Genomic DNA, 18,158 nt, shown 5'->3' with positions numbered 1-18,158 from the left:
TTAGCTGCTAAGAATTTTATTTGATACAATTCAAAGAAACACTAAAAATATATATATATCTACAGAAAATGTTAATATTTAAAGAATTCTTACAGATTTGATTTAATGTAATCAGTCATTTTATGATATAAATGATATCGAGTATTTCCGCCATAAATTCCATGATCTTTATCAGGATAAATAGCTGTATCAAATGGTTTTCCATTTTCAATAAGAGCATTGATCATAGCTGCAGAATTTTGAAAATGTACATTGTCATCTGCCGTTCCATGAATAATTAAAAATTTACCTTGTAAATCTTTTGCAAAGTTTATAGGTGAATTTTCGTCATATCCTGTTGGATTTTCTTGAGGAGTTTGTAAAAATCGTTCGGTATAAATAGTATCATAGAATCTCCAATTGGTTACCGGCGCAACAGCTATTCCCATTTTAAATAATCCATTAGACTTTGTCATACATAGAGAAGTTAAATAACCACCAAAGCTCCAGCCCCATATTCCAATTCTGTTAGAATCGATAAAGGATTGGGTTTGCAACCACTTTGCAGCAGCAATTTGATCTTCAAGTTCAAGTTTTCCTAGCTGTTTATATGTTGATTTTTTAAAGTTTTCCCCTCTTCCTCCGGTTCCTCTTCCATCAACGGAAACAATTATATATCCTTCTTGCGCAAGCATTTGGTGCCACCAATAATTGAATGAATCCCAAGAATTGGTTACCGTTTGAGATCCGGGGCCTCCGTATACATACATTAAAACAGGATATTTTTTATCAGGATTGAAATTTATAGGTTTAATCATGTAGGATTTTAACTTGATACCATTTTTAGTTGGAATTTCAATAAATTCTAATTTTTGAATTTCTTTCTTATTGGCATAAGATACTAAGGACGAATTATCTTCCAGAGTTTTTAATATAGATCCGTTATTGTTCCTCAATGTAAATACAGGAGGTGTATTTGCTGTACTAAATTGATCGATGAAATAAGAAAAATCAGTACTAAATGAAGCATTATGGGTTCCTATTTCATCTGTTAAAATTTTCTGTTTACCGGTTTTGATGTTAACGGAGGCAACTATCCTATTGTTAGATCCTTTTTCATTGGATTGAAAGTATAAGAGGGAATTTTTATTATCTATTCCATAAATTCGAATTACGTCCCAATTCCCTTTAGTAATAGGTTTTATTAATTGTCCTTTAGCATTATAAAGATATAAGTGATTGTAGCCGTTTTTTTCGGAGTTTAAAACAAAACTTCCATCGGCTAATAAACCTATATAAAATTTGTCAGTATCAATCCAAGTAGTGGATGTTTCCGTTACTAATAATTGAGTGTTAAGATTTGCCGGGTTTATTTTTAAAACAGTAATTTTATTTTGAAAACGATTGGAAGTTATCGCGAATAAATCTCCATTGGGTGAGAATTTACTATTTATAATATAATAATTTTCGTAATTAGATAAAGAAACCGTATTAATTTCTTTTTTATCTAAATTATATAACTTTAAGCTAACAATAGAATTGTCTTCTCCAGCTTTTGGATATTTATAAATGAAATGATCGGGATACAAAAAGTTTTCATACAATGGAATATCAACTTCTTTAACATGAGATTCATCAAAATGTATAAAGGCAATATTCTTTCCGTCGGGCGACCATTCAAAATTTCTGACATGAGCAAACTCTTCTTCATAAACCCAATCTGAAATTCCATTTATGATTTTATTCTTTTTTCCATCGTGCGTAACTTGCGTTATTTGTAATGAGGGAAATTCTTGATAATAGATATTATTTTCATAAATAAATGCTATTTTAGTACCATCAGGAGAAAAAATAGGTTCTTGTATGGGCTTTTTATTGAAAACCTCTAAAAATGTTTGGTTTTTTATGTTATATAAAGTATAAATTCCCGATTTTGAGCGTCGATATATTGGAAACGATTCATTTTCTAAAAGCAAATAATTTTCATCGTTATTAAATAAATAATCGGAATAAGTACCCGAAATGATCGTATTTATTTTATCAAAGGTTTCATAGGAATATTTTTCAATACCATTTTTAGTTAGAATAGTATATTCTTTACCATTTTTTAAAGATTTTATTCCTGAAATGGTTTTTGGATAAAATTTACCGCTCCATATTTCTTCTAATGTTATTTTTTGAGCATTAATATTTACTACGAATATGCATAATATTATAGATAATAATATACTTTTATCAAATCTCATAAAGATCATTTTTAAAATTTAGAATAATAAATAATAGCTTTTATTAGCTAACATACGCTTTTAATAACAAACGAAAGTACCTTCAATTAATTATTGAAATTGGGATCAAGGGCTTTTGGAGACCAATCATTTAAAAATTTTTCAACTTTTTTAACGTCATATCCTGAATTGTTATCTTCTAAAAAATCAGATTGCTGCGTATGAATTCTTTCACCTTTTTCATTTAAGATTACGAATGCTGGAAAACCAAAACGTTGAGGATATCCTAACTTGGCTAAAATAGGCTCATTTTTATTTTCTTTTGAATAATTTAAATGATATACAATATAATTTTCCGTTAAAATATTCTTTATAGCCTCGTTATTTTGAGTTAGAGTATTGAATCGAATACACCAGATACACCAATTTCCACCGATTTGAAGCAAAATAAATTTTTTTTCTTTTTTAGCTTCACTAATACAAGAATCAATTTTTTGTTGAGCATGATCATCAGGATTATATATTTTTTTATCTTGTGAAAATACCATTGAGACAAAAAATATACATAGAACTAAAAATTTAATTTTCATTTTTATCAAGGGTTTTCGGGTGATTCTTCTTCTTTTAATTGTTGTTGTTGCTCTTTAGTTAATTTACTTTTAAGATTATCAATAACTTTATCATATATATGCTGTAAAGCATTTACATCTGTATAGTAATATATGTAACTGTTTTGAAAAATTTCTTTAGTGGTATGATGAGCCTTAAATATAGAAACGTATGTATCAAAAGCAGTTTCTTGATTCAATGGAAGATTGGTTGGAGTTTGTTTATATAAATATATGTCACTTAAAATAGCAATCATATCCTTTTTAGAGAGGAGATGATCAGGTTTTTCAAGAGGATGTTGACAAGAAAAAAGCAATAAAGACAGACTAATAAATATATATAAATAAAGCCTCATAATTTTCCTAATAAAGACATAAATTTCATTTTAATTACTCCGAAAACAGCTTCACTGATGATGGCTCCACTCATCTTCGATTTTCCTTTAGTTCGGTCTGTAAATATAATAGGAATTTCTACAATTTTAAATTTTTTGCAATACGCTCTAAATTTCATTTCAATTTGAAAGCCATATCCTACTAATTCCACTTGATCTAGAGGTAATTCCTCTAATACTTTTCGAGTGAAACATACAAAACCGGCAGTAGAATCGTTAATGGGCAATCCGGTAATCAAACGCACATATTTAGAGGCAAAAAAAGAAAGTAGCACACGATTCATCGGCCAATTAACTACATTAACTCCCTGGCAATAACGAGAACCAACAGCTAAATCTGCTCCATTTTTACAAGCCTGGTACAGTTTAATTAAATCATTCGGATTATGTGAAAAATCAGCATCCATTTCAAAAATATAGTCATATCCCTTTTGCAATGACCATTTAAAACCATGGATATAGGCTCTTCCCAATCCATTTTTAGTACTTCGAACTTCTAAAAAAAGACGATTGGAATATGTTGGAATTAAGTCGGCAACCTTCTCTCCAGTGCCATCAGGAGAAGAATCATCTACAATCAATATATCGAAATCCTCTTCCAGGCTAAACACACATGAAATGATATCTTCAATGTTTTCAATTTCATTGTATGTAGGAATTATGACTAGTTTTTTATCGGACACAGTATATTGTTTTTAATAAAGTAAATTTATGTTTCTAGCAACACTATCAACAAAGGTAATCCAAAATTATAAGTTAGTTGGATAAAAAATAAGAAAACACGAGTTCTCTATTAGTTTCTTTTTCAGCTTCTTCAAATAAGGCAATTAATTGTTTAAACTTTTGAATTTTATCTAAATCTAAATTTTGGAAATTAATTTTAACAGGTAATTCAATAATACCGGTAAGCGTATCCCAAAGTCCGTCCAAATTATTGGCCGTATGAGAATCAAGGCCGAATTTTTTTTGAAAAACTCGGTAAAATTTTGGTAAAGAAGAAATAGAGTGGAAATCAAAAGAAACTGTTTTCATCTTTGTTGAAAAGTCTTATAATGGTCATAAGTTACAAAAATTAGTCCATCATTCGAAAAAATAACACGATCGGTACCTCTCATTCCACATTTATAATTCAAATCGGCTTCCGTCCATTTTCTTCCCTTTTTCGATGGAATCTTATTTTCTCTATTTTTAAATATATCCCCTCCAATTATTTTTCCCGGTAGTATTTGACATAAATTACCTTTTTCGGGTTTCCAACCGGCTTTACGCGCATCTAATCTTTTAATATAATAATTTGGTAAGGAATGATGTATTTTTATATAATTTATAACAATATCTTCTGAACTTAGCTGTTCTATATTAAATTGCCCAAGATTTAATTTTTTGGTTGAAAGGTTATAACTAAGGATTAAGGAAATTATTACTAAAACACTAAAGAAAAGACTATAAAAAAAGGATTGTTTTTTAATTTTCATGCTAATAAATCAAATATAAGTAATAAAATTATCTAAATAATGAATAAGTTTTTTTACTTTTGCCAAATTTCTTTTATATCATGTATATAGAAAGTAATAAAAATCCAAAAATAAAGAATTTAGTAAAATTATTAGAAAAAAGTAAAGAAAGGAAAAGTCAAAGAAAATTCATTGTTGAAGGCAAAAATGAAAATTTTTTCGCCTTAAAAAATGGTTTTGTTCCTATTGAATTTTACATACAACCACATATTTTTCAAGATTCTATAACACTGCCTTCTTCCGCTATAAAATATGAAGTATCACAATCTGTTTATGATAAGATCGCTTATAGGAAACTATCTGAAGGCATACTGGGGGTTTATGAATATAAGACCTATGAATTAGATCAAATAAAATTACCGGATCGCCCATTTATCCTGGTTATTGAATCAATTGAAAAACCGGGTAATCTTGGGGCAATATGCAGGTCAGCAGATGCGTTTGGTGTAGATATGGTTGTAGTATGTGAAGAAAAAGCAGATCTGTATAATCCCAATGTACTACGGTCATCGGTAGGAAGTTTTTTTAATATTCCTATTATATCAACAAATAATGCAAATATATATGATTTTCTTATAAAAATGGATGTGCCAATTTATGCTACTTATATGACTGAAACTTCAAAAATTATACAAAATGTTGATTTTACCCAATCAGCTGCAGTCATATTTGGAACAGAGCATTCCGGTATTTCTGATTTTTGGAAAGATAAAATAAAAGAAAATATACTAATTCCTATGAAAGGACAAATAGATTCATTAAATGTAAGCAATGCAGTTGCAATTGTTTGTTATGAAGTGGAAAGACAAAAAATCATGTTAAACAAGCACTTATGAAAATAATATTTGCAAACTTTATGTGTATTATGTCATAAAAATATATTATTCTTGTTCTTTATTAATTAGAACTTATATCTTTGTATGAAATTGTTTAGAAAAAGAGAACATTGTTACTCTATTATTTGTTGAAAAAAACAAGAATATTGTAATATAGTTGGATAAATAACACTAAAAAGCTTAATAAAGTAAGACTAAAATTTGTACAACTATGTTTGAAATTTTTAAAGACAAATCAGGTGCTTTTCGATTTAGACTGAAAGCAAAAAACGGGCAAATTATCCTGGCAAGTGAAGGATATACCCAAAAAACAAATTGTCAAAAAGGTGTTAGTTCTGTAAAAAGAAATTCCAAAAACGAAGATCGTTTTGAATTGAAACAGTCCTCTAACAAAAAATGGTTTTTTAACTTAAAAGCCGGTAACGGACAAATAGTAGGAACCAGCGAGCTTTATGACAATGAAACTAATGCTAAGAATGGTGTAAAATCAGTAATGAACAATGCCCCGACAGCAGAAACGGTTGATTTATCTAAATAGAAAAATTGACCGGAGCCTATATAAATTAGGTTTGAATATTTACTAAAAATAAAAGCTGTGAATTTTCACAGCTTTTATTTTTTATAACTAAGAAATGATTTTTTTACGATAGGGTATTTTTGATTCTTTTTAAAGCTTCAATAAGATCTTCTTCAGAAGCCGCATACGATAATCGTATGCAATTACTGTCTCCAAAACATACACCACCTACTGTAGCTACATGTGCTTTTTCTAATAATAATAAAGCAAAATCATCGGAATTTGTAATCTTACGTCCTTGAATAGTTTTTCCAAAATAAAAAGATACATCAGGAAAGAAATAAAATGCTCCGGCCGGTTTATTAACTTTAAATCCAGGAATTTCATTTAGTAAATTGTATACAAGCTCCCTTCTCTTTTTAAAACCGTCAATCATATAATTAATAACCGAAGGATCAGCTTCAATAGCTGTTATAGATGCCATTTGAGCAATACAATTTGCCCCTGAGGTCATTTGTCCTTGAATTTTATCACAAGCATCAGTAAGCCATTTTGGGCCTCCTAAATATCCAATTCTCCAACCTGTCATGGCATACGATTTGGAAACGCCGTTAATTGTTACAGTCTGATTAAAAACTTCAGGAAATTGAGCTATACTTTCGTGTTTTCCTTCATAATTTATATATTCATATATTTCATCAGAAATAATAATTATGTTAGGGTGCTTTTCCAATACCTTAGCTAAGGCATATAATTCCTCTTTAGTATAAACAGTTCCCGAAGGATTACATGGAGAGCTGAATAAAAACGCTTTGGTTTTTGGAGTTATAGCATTCTCAAGCTGTTCGGGTGTGATTTTAAAATCAGTGTCAATGGTAGTAGTTACCACAATATTTTCCCCCCCGGCAAGTTTAACCATTTCATAATAGCTTACCCAATAAGGAGCAGGAACGATTACTTCATCTCCATCATTAATGATTGAAAGCAATACATTAATAATAGACTGTTTTCCTCCGTTCGAAACAACTATTTGATCAGGTTTATATTCTAAATTATTGTCTCTTTTAAATTTATTAGCAATAGCTTTTCTTAATTCAAGATATCCGGGAACGGGGGTGTAGGATTTAACACCATCATTAATCGCTTTGATGGCAGATTCCCTTACAAATTCAGGAATTTCAAAATCAGGCTCTCCCAAAGTTAAGCTAATAACATTGATTCCTTGAGCTTTTAATTCTCGAGCTTTGTTAGACATAACAAAGGTTTGAGAATAGCTAAGACGATTAACGCGATCGGATAATAAATTCATTTTGGACTAATTAATTTTTATTGTTTTTCAAAACTCAAAAATACAGTATTTTTTTAGATTAAAATAGTTTTATAAGATAAAAATATGAAGAGTATTCAGTTCAAAATCAGTAAATATAAACTCTTTTTATAGAATACATTTTTTGTGTATTTTTGTAATCTTATTTTATATTCTGTAATTTGAGAAGAAAAAAAAATATACAAATCCCCAATTTAGAGCTTACTACTGCCGGAGCTAAAGGGGTTGCGATAGGAAAAACTGAAGAAGGAAAAACAGTATTAGTAGGATATGCCGTACCGGGGGATGTAGTTAATGCCCAGGTAATTAAGTCTAAAAAAAATTATTACGAAGCTAAAGTTTTAGATTTTATTAAATATTCTTCTGATCGATTGGATCCCGAATGTATGCATTTTGGAATATGCGGAGGTTGTAAATGGCAAAATCTTTCTTATGAAAAACAATTAGAATATAAAGAGAAAGAGGTTTACAATAATATAAAAAGAATTGGAAAAATTGATAATTTTCAAGAATTAACCATTGTCCCTTCAACGGATAAGTATTTCTACAGAAATAAAATGGAATTTTCCTTTTCTAATGCTCGATGGTTGACATCTGAGGAAATACAATCCGATATAGATATTGAAGATAAAAATGCGTTGGGTTTTCACATACCTCAACAATGGAATAAAGTATTAGACATTAAAGAATGTTTTTTACAACAAGAACCTTCAAATAAAATCAGAAATTCAATTAAAGAGTTTGCTTTAAAGCATAAGATGGAATTTTATGATTTTAAAGAACAAAGTGGATTTCTTAGAACATTAATGATTCGTTCTAACTCTAAAAATGATCTAATGGTTTTGTTACAGTTTTTTAGAGAGGATGAGCAAAATATTGGCAAAATATTGAACTATATTCGCGAAGAATTTCCTGAAGTAAAAACGATTCTTTATGCAATAAATTCTAAAGGAAATGACAGCTTATATGATTTGGATGTTAAAATATTCCATGGAAATGGTTTTTTAACGGAGGAGATAGAAGGACTAAAATTTAAAATTGGACCCAAATCATTTTTTCAAACTAATTATAAACAAGCCGTAAAATTATACGAAATAGCAAGAGATTTTGCAGATTTAAAAGGCGATGAAGTAGTGTATGATCTTTATACAGGAACAGGAACCATAGCGCAATTTATTTCTCGTAAAGCAAAAACGGTGGTCGGAGTAGAAGCGGTACCCGAGGCAATAAATGCTGCGAAAGAAAATGCTGAATATAATAATATTAAAAATTGTCGTTTTTATTGTGGTGATATGAAAGATATATTCACGGAAGAATTTATTCATGAAAACGGTCATCCGGATATTATTGTTACCGATCCGCCGAGAGAAGGAATGCATAAAAATGTAGTAGAAACTATATTACGCATAGCCCCCCAAAAAATAGTTTATGTAAGTTGTAATTCTGCAACACAAGCTAGGGATCTGGAGTTGATGAAAGAAAAATATGAGGTTGTAAAAGTTCAAGCTGTAGACATGTTTCCACAGACTTATCATGTTGAAAGCGTTGCGCTTCTTAAACTAAAATAAAAATGATTCAAAAAAAAATAAATATACTATTCGTCCTATTCTTTATAGGTTTACTTGTTTTTTCTTGTGTAGATGATGATGTTTGCGACAAAGTTACTACACCGAGATTGACTATAGAATTGGATAGTTTAGGTAGTAAATATAAGAAAACTCGATTATATGTTGACAGGAAAATGCCGGATGGTTCTGTACATTCGGAAGGTGTCTTTCTTGGAAAAGACAGTATTCAATTACCTTTAAATTCTTTATCCGACGAAACTGTTTTTTATTTATACGATACACTGCATACTCCGGATTCAAGTAAAAATATTATTACAATAAAATACCTGACTGATCAACAGTTTGTTTCAAAGGCATGTGGATTCAAGGTAATATTTAATGAGGTAACTTATGATGCAACTGCGCTTACAACTATAAAATCCATAACAGGTCAAACTAATCAAATTTATAATGAATCCTCTACGAATTTACGTATTGCTTATTAGTGTATTTCTGGGTATATATGCTCATTCCCAAACAAAAAGCAACGATTCTATTCCGGTAAAAAATCCAAAGCATCAACTATTTATAGGAGTGGATTTATTAAATCCGGTTGCTGGTTTTTTTGCAGATAAAAAAAATTATAGTAGTTTTATCGCTTATAAAATTAAAAATAGGTGGTTGGCTGTTGCCGAAGTAGGGTATGAAAAAAATATTTATAATAAAAATAACTGGAATATTGATGCAAAAGGAGTTTTTGGAGAAATAGGAATAAATTATATTTTAACTAACAACTATGAAAAATCAGGCGAAGGGTTTTATATAGGAGGAAGATTTGGTTATTCCCCCTTCAAGCAAAATGTAAAAAAATATCCTCTTAAGGGAATGAATCCCGAAGGACAAATACAAATAATTGGAGAAGGTTCTTTACCGGAAGCAAATGTAAGTTCCGGCTGGTTAGAAGCAGTTGCAGGAGCTAAAGTTCAAATTGGAAACTCACCGTTTTATATTGATTTCATGGTTCGTCCTAAATTTCTATTGTTTTCCAGCAAACAGAAAAATGTAGACAATTTAGTTATTCCCGGGTATGGAAAAGATAAGGGATCGGCAAATATATCTCTTTTCTGGGGGATATCTTATAAATTATTTTAATCCTATTGAAAACCTATAGTATTACTAATAGATAAAATAATTAATAAAATATAAATTATATTTTTGTAAAATATTTAAATATATGAATATTACAATTGTTGGTACAGGATATGTAGGACTGGTTTCAGGAACCTGCCTTGCAGATTTGGGACATAGTGTACATTGTGTTGATATAAATGAAGAAAAAGTTACCTTGATGAAAAATGGGCAAGTACCCATTTATGAGCCACAATTAGAAGAAGTATTTCTGAGAAATATAAAAGGAGGTCGTTTGTTTTTCACCACAGATTTGAGTGAAGCAATGCGAGTTTCAAATGTAATATTTTTAGCCTTGCCAACTCCTCCGGGAGAAGATGGCTCAGCGGATCTGTCTTACGTACTGGAAGTTGCCGGTCAAATAGGAAATTTAATGACTGAATATACCTTAATTGTAAATAAAAGTACGGTTCCGGTAGGTACAGCAGAAAAAGTCAAAAACCTGATAAAATCAAAAACACAAGTACCTTTTGATGTTGTTTCAAATCCGGAATTTTTACGAGAAGGATATGCTGTGGAAGATTTTATGAACCCTGAAAGAGTAATTGTGGGAGCCGGTTCACAGAAAGCATTTGAAATAATGGATAAAATTTATTTGTCTTTAACTAATGCCGGTGCTAAAATGATAAAGATGGATGAAAAATCTTCTGAGTTAACAAAATATGCTTCCAATTCTTTCTTAGCCACCAAAATCACCTTTATGAATGAAGTAGCTAATTACTGCGAAAAAGTAGGAGCAGATGTTGATAAAGTAAGATTAGGTATGGGGTCGGATGAAAGAATCGGTAATCGATTTTTATTTCCGGGTGTAGGATATGGAGGAAGTTGTTTTCCCAAAGATGTAAAAGCTTTAATTAAAAGCGGAAAAGAAGTTGGATATACTTTTGAAATTTTGGAATCTGTAGAAGAGGTAAACCAAAAACAAAAAACCATATTAGTACCCGAAGTCGAAAAATATTTAGGAGATTTAAAAAATAAACAAATAGCAATTTGGGGGTTAGCTTTCAAAGAAAATACGGATGATATTCGGGAAGCTTCCTCACTTGAAATAATTGATATGCTTCTGGAAAAAGGAGCAAAAGTTAAAGCATACGATTCGATTGCCGTCAATAATGTAAAAAAAATATTAGGCAATAAAATAGAATATGCCAACAATATGTATGATTGTGTAGAAGGTGCAGATGCATTAATTATTGTAACAGAATGGGGCGAATTTAGAAATCCTCATTTTGATATTTTAGAAAAAAAGATGAATAAAAAAGCTATTTTTGATGGAAGAAACCTTTATAATCTAGATGAATTACAAATTCATGGCTTTTATTATAAAAGTATTGGTAGGAAATTAATAAATGGATAGATAATTTTTAAATAAATGAAAAAATTAATAATTACAGGAGGTGCCGGATTTATCGGATCTCATGTAGTCAGAAGGTTTGTAAATCAGTATCCGGAATATAAAATTTTAAATTTAGATGCATTAACTTATGCCGGTAATTTAGAAAATTTAAAAGATATTGAAAATAAGCCTAATTACCAATTTTTAAAAGCCGATATAACTAACGAAGAACAAATAAAAGAAATATTTTCTGAATTTCAACCGGATGGAGTAATACACTTAGCCGCTGAATCTCATGTAGACAGATCCATAACCACACCTTTAGAATTTGTAAAATCTAATGTTATAGGAACGGTTATTCTTTTAGATGCTGCAAAAAAAGTATGGAATAAAAATTATGAGGGTAAAAGATTTCATCATGTATCCACCGATGAAGTATATGGTACATTAGGTGAAACCGGTTTTTTTACTGAAGAAACAAAATACAATCCTCATTCCCCTTATTCGGCTTCAAAAGCCTCATCTGATCATTTTGTAAGAGCATATACAGATACCTATGATTTACCGGTGGTAATTACCAATTGTTCTAATAATTATGGTCCCAATCATTTTCCTGAAAAGTTTATCCCGTTGTTAATTCATAATATCTTAAATAATAACCCTTTACCTGTATATGGTGATGGAAATTATACCCGTGACTGGTTGTATGTAATTGACCATGCCGTAGCTATTGATCTGGTTTTTCATAAGGGAAAAAACAAAGAAAATTATAATATAGGAGGATTTAATGAATGGAAAAACATTGATTTAGTTCACTTATTATGTAAATTGATGGATAAGAAATTAGGAAGAAAAGAAGGAGAAAGTGCCAAATTAATAACTTTTGTTAAAGATCGTCCCGGACATGATTTACGCTATGCTATTGATGCTACTAAAATAAACAAAGAGCTAGGATGGAAACCTTCCGTAAATTTTGAGGAAGGATTAACTAAGACTATTGATTGGTATATGGATAATCAAGATTGGTTAAGCCACGTAACCAGCGGCTCATACCGAAAATATTATGATGAACAGTATGATTTAACGTAATACCTATCATGAGTAAAATAAGTGTATTTATTTTTTCGTTGTTACTTATAATAACTTCTTGTACACAAAGTAAGGAAAGTAAAAAACAAACAACGAATACCTATCAAAAAGAAGGATTATCTATTAATTTACCTTTACATTGGAAAGTTAAAAACGATTATTTCAAAGAAGGTGTTAGATATCTTGAATTAGACAAATACACAAATTACAAAGTAGAAAGTACCATAGCGATTAGCATTTTTAATAAAAAATTATCTGCCGACTCTATAATAAGTGATCAAATCAATCAACTTCAATTTTTTTATCAAAAAGTAAATTTTAAAGTTACAAGCAAAAATAAATCAATCCATCATGGTAAGTTCAATTGGATAACTACCTATTACGAAGCCGATGATACCAGAGACAAAGTATACGGTGAAGTAGGGGTTATGCACTATGAAGATAAAACAATTACTTTACAAATAGTTGAAGATAAAAATAATAAAGATAGGTCGGATTATAATGTTATGTTTAATACATTTATAATAAAATAATTATATGAAAGGAATTATATTAGCTGGAGGATCCGGAACACGGTTATACCCACTTACCATTGCAGTAAGTAAACAACTTATGCCTGTTTATGATAAGCCTATGATCTATTATCCATTATCGGTTTTAATGGATGCAGAAATTAAAGATATATTAATTATTACCACACCTCATGATCAAGAGGCATTCAAAAAATTGTTAGGAGACGGTTCAGATTTCGGATGTAACCTAACTTACGAAATCCAAGATACGCCGAATGGGTTAGCTCAAGCTTTTGTTATAGGTGAAAAATTTATAGGAGATGATTCGGTGGCATTAATATTAGGAGATAATATTTTTTATGGATCAGGCTTAAGCCAATTATTGAGATCCAAGACCAATCCAAAAGGAGCTATAGTTTTTGCTTACCATGTAAATGATCCTGAAAGATATGGGGTAGTTGAATTTAATGAAGATATGAAAGCTATTTCCATTGAAGAAAAGCCATTAAATCCAAAATCAAACTATGCAGTACCGGGATTATATTTTTACGATAATAAAGTAGTAGAAATAGCAAAACAATTAACGCCGTCAGCTAGAGGAGAGTATGAAATTACAGATGTAAACAAAGTATATTTAGAAAACGAAGAGTTGGAAGTTGGAGTAATGGACAGAGGTACAGCTTGGCTGGATACCGGAACTTTTGATTCTCTTCATGATGCTACAGAATATATACGTGTAATTGAAAAAAGACAAGGTATAAAAATTGGATGTATTGAAGAAACTGCTTATAAGAGAGGATTTATTACTATTGAAAAATTATATGAGATTGCTAATAAATATGGAAAAAGCGGATATGGAGAATATCTTAAAAATATTACCTATTATAAACGTTAGTACTTATTATTAAATGGAAGAAACTCAAAAATGGACTGAAAATATAAGTGCAAAGCATTCTTTATTAGATTTTAAGCTTAAAGAAATTTGGGATTATAGAGACTTATTAGTCCTTATGGTAAGGAGAAATTTTGTTGCTAACTATAAGCAAACCATTCTAGGCCCCCTATGGTTTTTTATAAATCCAATTATAACTTCTTTAATGTTTACTGTTGTTTTTGGAGGGATTGCCGGTATAAAAACAGATGGAATACCTGGAATTTTATTTTATTTATCGGGTTTAACTCTTTGGAATTATTTTCAAGATTGCTTATCGGGAACTTCATCAGTATTTAGAGATAATGCAAGTATATTTGGAAAAGTATATTTTCCTCGCTTAATCATGCCTTTGTCAATAGTTATCGGTAATTTATTGAAATTTTTAATTCAGTTTATTTTATTTCTGATATTTTTGTTTTATTACATACTTAAAGGAGTTCATCTTCAAATAAATATATATGTAATTTTACTTCCTATTTTACTTGTTCTTATGGCAGGTATAGGACTAGGAATAGGTATGATTATTAGTTCCATGACAACTAAATACAGAGATTTATCTTATTTGTTGTCATTTGGAGTGTCATTACTTATGTATGCTACTCCAATCATTTATCCTATATCCATGATTTATAACAAACTTCCCGAAAATTTTCATTGGTTAGCTATGATTAACCCTATTTCACCGATCATAGAAGCCTTTAAATACGGCTTTTTAGGAGAAGGAGTTTTGAGTTGGGGAGGCTTATTATATAGTACTCTATTTGCTTTTTTTAGCATATTTTTTGGTATCATAATTTTTAACAAAGTGGAAAGAAGCTTTATGGATACTGTATGATATGTAAATTATTATATTATCAAAAAATTTATAAAAAATATATTCATTACTTTTCAATATGAATTTAGCAATAAAAATAGAAAATATTTCAAAACTATATAGATTAGGTCAGGTAGGTACCGGAACTTTACAGCAAGATTTAAAAAGATGGTGGTGGAAAACGATGGGAAAGGGAGATCCCTTTGCTAAAATAGGGGAAACGAATGATAGAACGACAAAAGGTTCTTCAGATTATGTATGGGCATTGAAAGAGGTTAGTTTCGATGTTAAACAGGGTGAGGTCTTAGGTATTATAGGGAGAAATGGTGCAGGAAAATCAACCTTGTTAAAAATACTATCTAAAACTACATCTCCTACATCAGGATGTATTAAAATTAATGGTAGAATAGCATCTTTATTGGAAGTGGGAACCGGTTTCCATCCGGAATTAACAGGCAGAGAAAATATTTTTTTAAATGGGGCTATTTTAGGAATGACTAAAAGAGAAATACGATCCAAATTTGATGAAATCGTAAATTTTTCAGGTGTTGAAAGGTATATAGATACTCCCGTGAAAAGGTACTCTTCAGGAATGTATGTTCGTTTAGCATTTGCAGTCGCAGCACATTTAGAACCTGATATTCTTATAGTTGATGAAGTATTAGCTGTAGGAGATGCAGAGTTTCAGAAAAAATGTTTGGGTAAAATGAAAGATGTTAGTATTAATGATGGAAGAACCGTTTTATTTGTAAGTCATAATATGGCTGCCATCAGAACTCTCTGTAATCAAGGGGTTGTAATGCAACATGGGGGTGTGTCTTATATCGGGGGAGCATTAGAATCTGTAGAATACTATCAAAAATTAACTAATATTTCATCCTTTCTAGAACATAAAGGAGATATTGAAACAGCTCCGGGTAATGAAAATATTAAAATACTTAAATTTAATACTCAACCGATAAATGGAAGTTATCTAACAATTTCTTCAGGAGTACAATTTGAATTAGTATTTTATAATAATAAAGTTGGAATAAATTTAGATGCTACATTTGAATTACGTAATTCAGATGAAATAACTATTTTTCATACAGGAGAATTAATAACAAAAAATAAAGATTCAAAAAGAGGTATTTATAAGGTTACAGGTCAAATAGAACCTAATTTTTTAAATGCAGGAGTTTATAAATTTAATTTGATTTTTGGAGAAGATCAGAGATATCCATTATACATACAAAACGAAGTAATTCAATTTGAAATAATAAACGAATCTTTAGGATTTAACAGTAATTTACTTCCAGGTGTATTACGACCGGATCTTAATTTTTCAAATAAATTTTATGGATAGAACGAATAAACCAAAGATTATTGAATTACCAAAAATAGGGTCTTCTATATTAGGATATATTACGGTTGCTGAAGAAAATCGTAATATTCCATTTGATATAAAAAGGGTTTATTGGACTTATTTTACTCCACAGGATGTACATAGAGGAGGTCATGCTCACAAAGATCTTGAACAGGTGATATTTGCGCTTTCCGGGACTATTGAGTTTAACATAGAAGATATATATGGCAATAAATCAACGTTTATCTTAGATTCTCCCGAAAAAGGATTATATATACCCAGTAAAATTTGGAGAGATATAAAATTTTCACATAACGCAGTCTTACTATGTCTAGCTTCTGAATTGTATATTGAACAAGATTACATAAGAGATTATGACGAATTTAAAAAATTAACGAAATGATTAAAATTCATCCAACATCGGATGTACAAACTCACAATATCGGGGATAATACTTTCATTTGGCAGTTTTGTGTAATTTTAAAAAACGCAATCATCGGTAATAATTGTAATATCAACTTTAATGTTTTTATAGAAAACGATGTTACAATTGGAAATAATGTAACCATAAAATCCGGTGTTCAGATTTGGGACGGTGTCACTATAGAAGATGATGTTTTTATTGGTCCCAATGTTACCTTTACTAATGATTTAATACCCCGTTCAAAGCAATATCCTAGTGAATTCCAAAAAACAATTATAAAAAAAGGAGCATCTATAGGAGCAAATTCAACTATAATTGCAGGACATAGTATTGGAGAATATAGCTTAATTGGAGCAGGAAGTGTAATAACGAAAGATATTCCCCCCTATACGGTTTGGTATGGCAATCCCGCAGTTCAACAAGGCACAATATCAAAAGAAGGTAAGATTCAAAAATTATGATAAAATTTTTAGACTTGAAAAAAATCAATCTTCAATTTCAAAAAGAAATCGAAGATGAAATTATAAAAGTATATAGGTCAGGATGGTATCTTTTAGGAGAAAAAGCTAAAGAATTTGAAATTAATTTGGCAAAATATATTGGTGTAAAAGAAGCGATTGGAGTAGCCAATGGATTGGATTCTTTACGATTAATAATTAAAGGATATAAAGAATTAGGAGTAATAAATGAAGGGGATGAAGTAATCGTTCCTGCCAATACATACATAGCTTCGGTTTTAGCTGTTTCAGAAAATGGATTGATCCCAATTTTTGTAGAACCTGATGAACGAACCTTTAACATAGATATATCAAAAATTGAAGAAAAGATAACCTCTAAGACTAAAGCAATCATGATTGTCCACTTATATGGACAAGCCGTGTTTTCCAATGAATTAAAATTATTGGCACAAAATTATAATTTAAAAATTATTGAAGATAATGCTCAAGCAATTGGAGCCGAATGGAAAGGAATTAAAACCGGAAACTTAGGAGATGCTTCGGGTTTTAGTTTTTATCCGGGGAAAAATTTGGGAGCTTTAGGAGATGCGGGAGCAGTATGTACCAATGATACTGAATTAGCGCAAACTGTAAGAACTTTGGCTAATTACGGGTCACAGAAAAAATATGTAAATAAGTATCAAGGATTAAATAGTAGGTTAGATGAAATACAAGCCACAGTTCTTAACCTAAAATTGAAATATAATGATCAAGAAAATCAGAAAAGGAGAGAGGTTGCTAATTATTATTTAAACCATATTAAAAATCCTAAGATTGAATTACCTAAAATTGAAAATTGTCTTCAAAACCATGAGCATGTTTGGCATATATTTGTAATTAAATGCAAACAAAGAGATGAATTACAAGAATATTTATCAAAAAATAATATTCAAACTTTAATTCATTATCCTATACCACCTCATAAACAGGAAGCATATTCAAACTATAATCATTTACAATTACCAATAACAGAAAAATTAAGTAATGAAATTTTAAGCATTCCCATTTCACCTGTTTTAATTCAAGATGAAATAAAAAAAGTAGTTGATCAAATAAATCAATTTTAAATTA

Annotated in this window: 21 protein-coding genes; 14 read left to right on the top strand and 7 right to left on the bottom strand. The window is 30.0% G+C overall.

All coding sequences use genetic code 11. The annotated features are described in order from the left end of the window. Window positions 1-89 precede the first annotated feature (89 nt). From GYM73_RS09410 to GYM73_RS09385, 6 genes are all read right to left on the bottom strand, one after another. Complete coding sequence (locus GYM73_RS09410; RefSeq protein WP_220233672.1) at window positions 90-2,225, bottom strand: S9 family peptidase; 2,136 nt, start codon at window positions 2,223-2,225, stop codon at window positions 90-92. 86 nt (window positions 2,226-2,311) lie between these two features. After that, window positions 2,312-2,794: a thioredoxin family protein gene (locus GYM73_RS09405; protein ID WP_220233671.1), complete on the bottom strand. Its 483-nt coding sequence runs from the start codon at window positions 2,792-2,794 to the stop codon at window positions 2,312-2,314. 5 nt (window positions 2,795-2,799) lie between these two features. Then, a complete protein-coding gene (locus GYM73_RS09400; RefSeq protein WP_220233670.1) occupies window positions 2,800-3,168 on the bottom strand; it encodes a DUF4296 domain-containing protein in 369 nt (122 codons plus the stop codon). Continuing rightward, window positions 3,165-3,890 (bottom strand): polyprenol monophosphomannose synthase, encoded by a 726-nt coding sequence (locus tag GYM73_RS09395; protein WP_220233669.1) that lies wholly within the window; start codon window positions 3,888-3,890, stop codon window positions 3,165-3,167. Before GYM73_RS09395 ends, GYM73_RS09400 begins: the two co-directional genes overlap by 4 nt. Before the next feature lie 73 nt (window positions 3,891-3,963). After that, complete coding sequence (locus GYM73_RS09390; protein WP_220233668.1) at window positions 3,964-4,239, bottom strand: barstar family protein; 276 nt, start codon at window positions 4,237-4,239, stop codon at window positions 3,964-3,966. Continuing rightward, on the bottom strand, window positions 4,236-4,682 hold the full coding sequence (locus GYM73_RS09385) for a ribonuclease domain-containing protein (RefSeq protein ID WP_220233667.1): 447 nt from the start codon (window positions 4,680-4,682) through the stop codon (window positions 4,236-4,238). Before GYM73_RS09385 ends, GYM73_RS09390 begins: the two co-directional genes overlap by 4 nt. An 80-nt stretch (window positions 4,683-4,762) precedes the next feature. On the opposite strand from GYM73_RS09385, the gene GYM73_RS09380 reads away from it, so the two are divergent. Continuing rightward, on the top strand, window positions 4,763-5,557 hold the full coding sequence (locus tag GYM73_RS09380) for an RNA methyltransferase (RefSeq protein ID WP_160567870.1): 795 nt from the start codon (window positions 4,763-4,765) through the stop codon (window positions 5,555-5,557). Between the two features lie 211 nt (window positions 5,558-5,768). Beyond that, on the top strand, window positions 5,769-6,095 hold the full coding sequence (locus GYM73_RS09375; RefSeq protein ID WP_160542894.1) for a YegP family protein: 327 nt from the start codon (window positions 5,769-5,771) through the stop codon (window positions 6,093-6,095). A 103-nt stretch (window positions 6,096-6,198) separates the two neighbouring features. On the opposite strand, the gene GYM73_RS09370 is transcribed toward GYM73_RS09375, so the two are convergent. After that, a complete protein-coding gene (locus GYM73_RS09370; protein ID WP_220233666.1) occupies window positions 6,199-7,383 on the bottom strand; it encodes a pyridoxal phosphate-dependent aminotransferase in 1,185 nt (394 codons plus the stop codon). 179 nt (window positions 7,384-7,562) lie between these two features. Between GYM73_RS09370 and rlmD the strand changes: the two genes are divergently transcribed. The 12 genes from rlmD (at window position 7,563) to GYM73_RS09310 (ending at window position 18,154) form a co-directional block, all read left to right on the top strand. Then, on the top strand, window positions 7,563-8,969 hold the full coding sequence (rlmD, locus tag GYM73_RS09365) for a 23S rRNA (uracil(1939)-C(5))-methyltransferase RlmD (RefSeq protein WP_220233665.1): 1,407 nt from the start codon (window positions 7,563-7,565) through the stop codon (window positions 8,967-8,969). Between the two features lie 2 nt (window positions 8,970-8,971). Beyond that, complete coding sequence (locus GYM73_RS09360) at window positions 8,972-9,454, top strand: DUF6452 family protein (protein ID WP_220233664.1); 483 nt, start codon at window positions 8,972-8,974, stop codon at window positions 9,452-9,454. Further along, window positions 9,420-10,100, top strand: coding sequence for a DUF6048 family protein (locus GYM73_RS09355; RefSeq protein ID WP_160542890.1), 681 nt, complete (start codon window positions 9,420-9,422; stop codon window positions 10,098-10,100). The genes GYM73_RS09360 and GYM73_RS09355 overlap by 35 nt, the downstream gene beginning before the upstream one ends. Window positions 10,101-10,182: 82 nt before the next feature. Beyond that, window positions 10,183-11,493 (top strand): UDP-glucose/GDP-mannose dehydrogenase family protein, encoded by a 1,311-nt coding sequence (locus GYM73_RS09350; RefSeq protein ID WP_220233663.1) that lies wholly within the window; start codon window positions 10,183-10,185, stop codon window positions 11,491-11,493. Window positions 11,494-11,508: 15 nt separating this feature from the next. Then, window positions 11,509-12,561 carry a dTDP-glucose 4,6-dehydratase gene (rfbB, locus tag GYM73_RS09345; protein WP_220233662.1) on the top strand — a complete coding sequence of 351 codons (1,053 nt, stop codon included), beginning with the start codon at window positions 11,509-11,511 and terminating at the stop codon, window positions 12,559-12,561. Between the two features lie 8 nt (window positions 12,562-12,569). Beyond that, window positions 12,570-13,094 carry a hypothetical protein gene (locus tag GYM73_RS09340; protein ID WP_220233661.1) on the top strand — a complete coding sequence of 175 codons (525 nt, stop codon included), beginning with the start codon at window positions 12,570-12,572 and terminating at the stop codon, window positions 13,092-13,094. 4 nt (window positions 13,095-13,098) lie between these two features. Then, window positions 13,099-13,968 carry a glucose-1-phosphate thymidylyltransferase RfbA gene (gene rfbA, locus GYM73_RS09335; protein WP_220233660.1) on the top strand — a complete coding sequence of 290 codons (870 nt, stop codon included), beginning with the start codon at window positions 13,099-13,101 and terminating at the stop codon, window positions 13,966-13,968. Between the two features lie 13 nt (window positions 13,969-13,981). Then, window positions 13,982-14,842, top strand: coding sequence for an ABC transporter permease (locus GYM73_RS09330; RefSeq protein ID WP_220233659.1), 861 nt, complete (start codon window positions 13,982-13,984; stop codon window positions 14,840-14,842). 58 nt (window positions 14,843-14,900) lie between these two features. Next, entirely contained in the window at window positions 14,901-16,166 is a 1,266-nt protein-coding gene (locus tag GYM73_RS09325; protein WP_220233658.1) for an ABC transporter ATP-binding protein, read from the top strand. Beyond that, on the top strand, window positions 16,159-16,569 hold the full coding sequence (locus GYM73_RS09320) for an FdtA/QdtA family cupin domain-containing protein (protein WP_220233657.1): 411 nt from the start codon (window positions 16,159-16,161) through the stop codon (window positions 16,567-16,569). Before GYM73_RS09325 ends, GYM73_RS09320 begins: the two co-directional genes overlap by 8 nt. Next, on the top strand, window positions 16,566-17,051 hold the full coding sequence (locus GYM73_RS09315) for an acyltransferase (protein WP_220233656.1): 486 nt from the start codon (window positions 16,566-16,568) through the stop codon (window positions 17,049-17,051). Before GYM73_RS09320 ends, GYM73_RS09315 begins: the two co-directional genes overlap by 4 nt. Then, window positions 17,048-18,154: a DegT/DnrJ/EryC1/StrS aminotransferase family protein gene (locus GYM73_RS09310; RefSeq protein WP_220233655.1), complete on the top strand. Its 1,107-nt coding sequence runs from the start codon at window positions 17,048-17,050 to the stop codon at window positions 18,152-18,154. The genes GYM73_RS09315 and GYM73_RS09310 overlap by 4 nt, the downstream gene beginning before the upstream one ends. Window positions 18,155-18,158: the final 4 nt, after the last annotated feature.

The sequence above is a fragment of the Apibacter sp. ESL0432 genome (assembly GCF_019469225.1).
Taxonomy (GTDB): domain Bacteria; phylum Bacteroidota; class Bacteroidia; order Flavobacteriales; family Weeksellaceae; genus Apibacter.
Note: the sequence above shows the minus strand (reverse complement) of the source record. Positions and strands in the feature narration are given on the sequence as shown.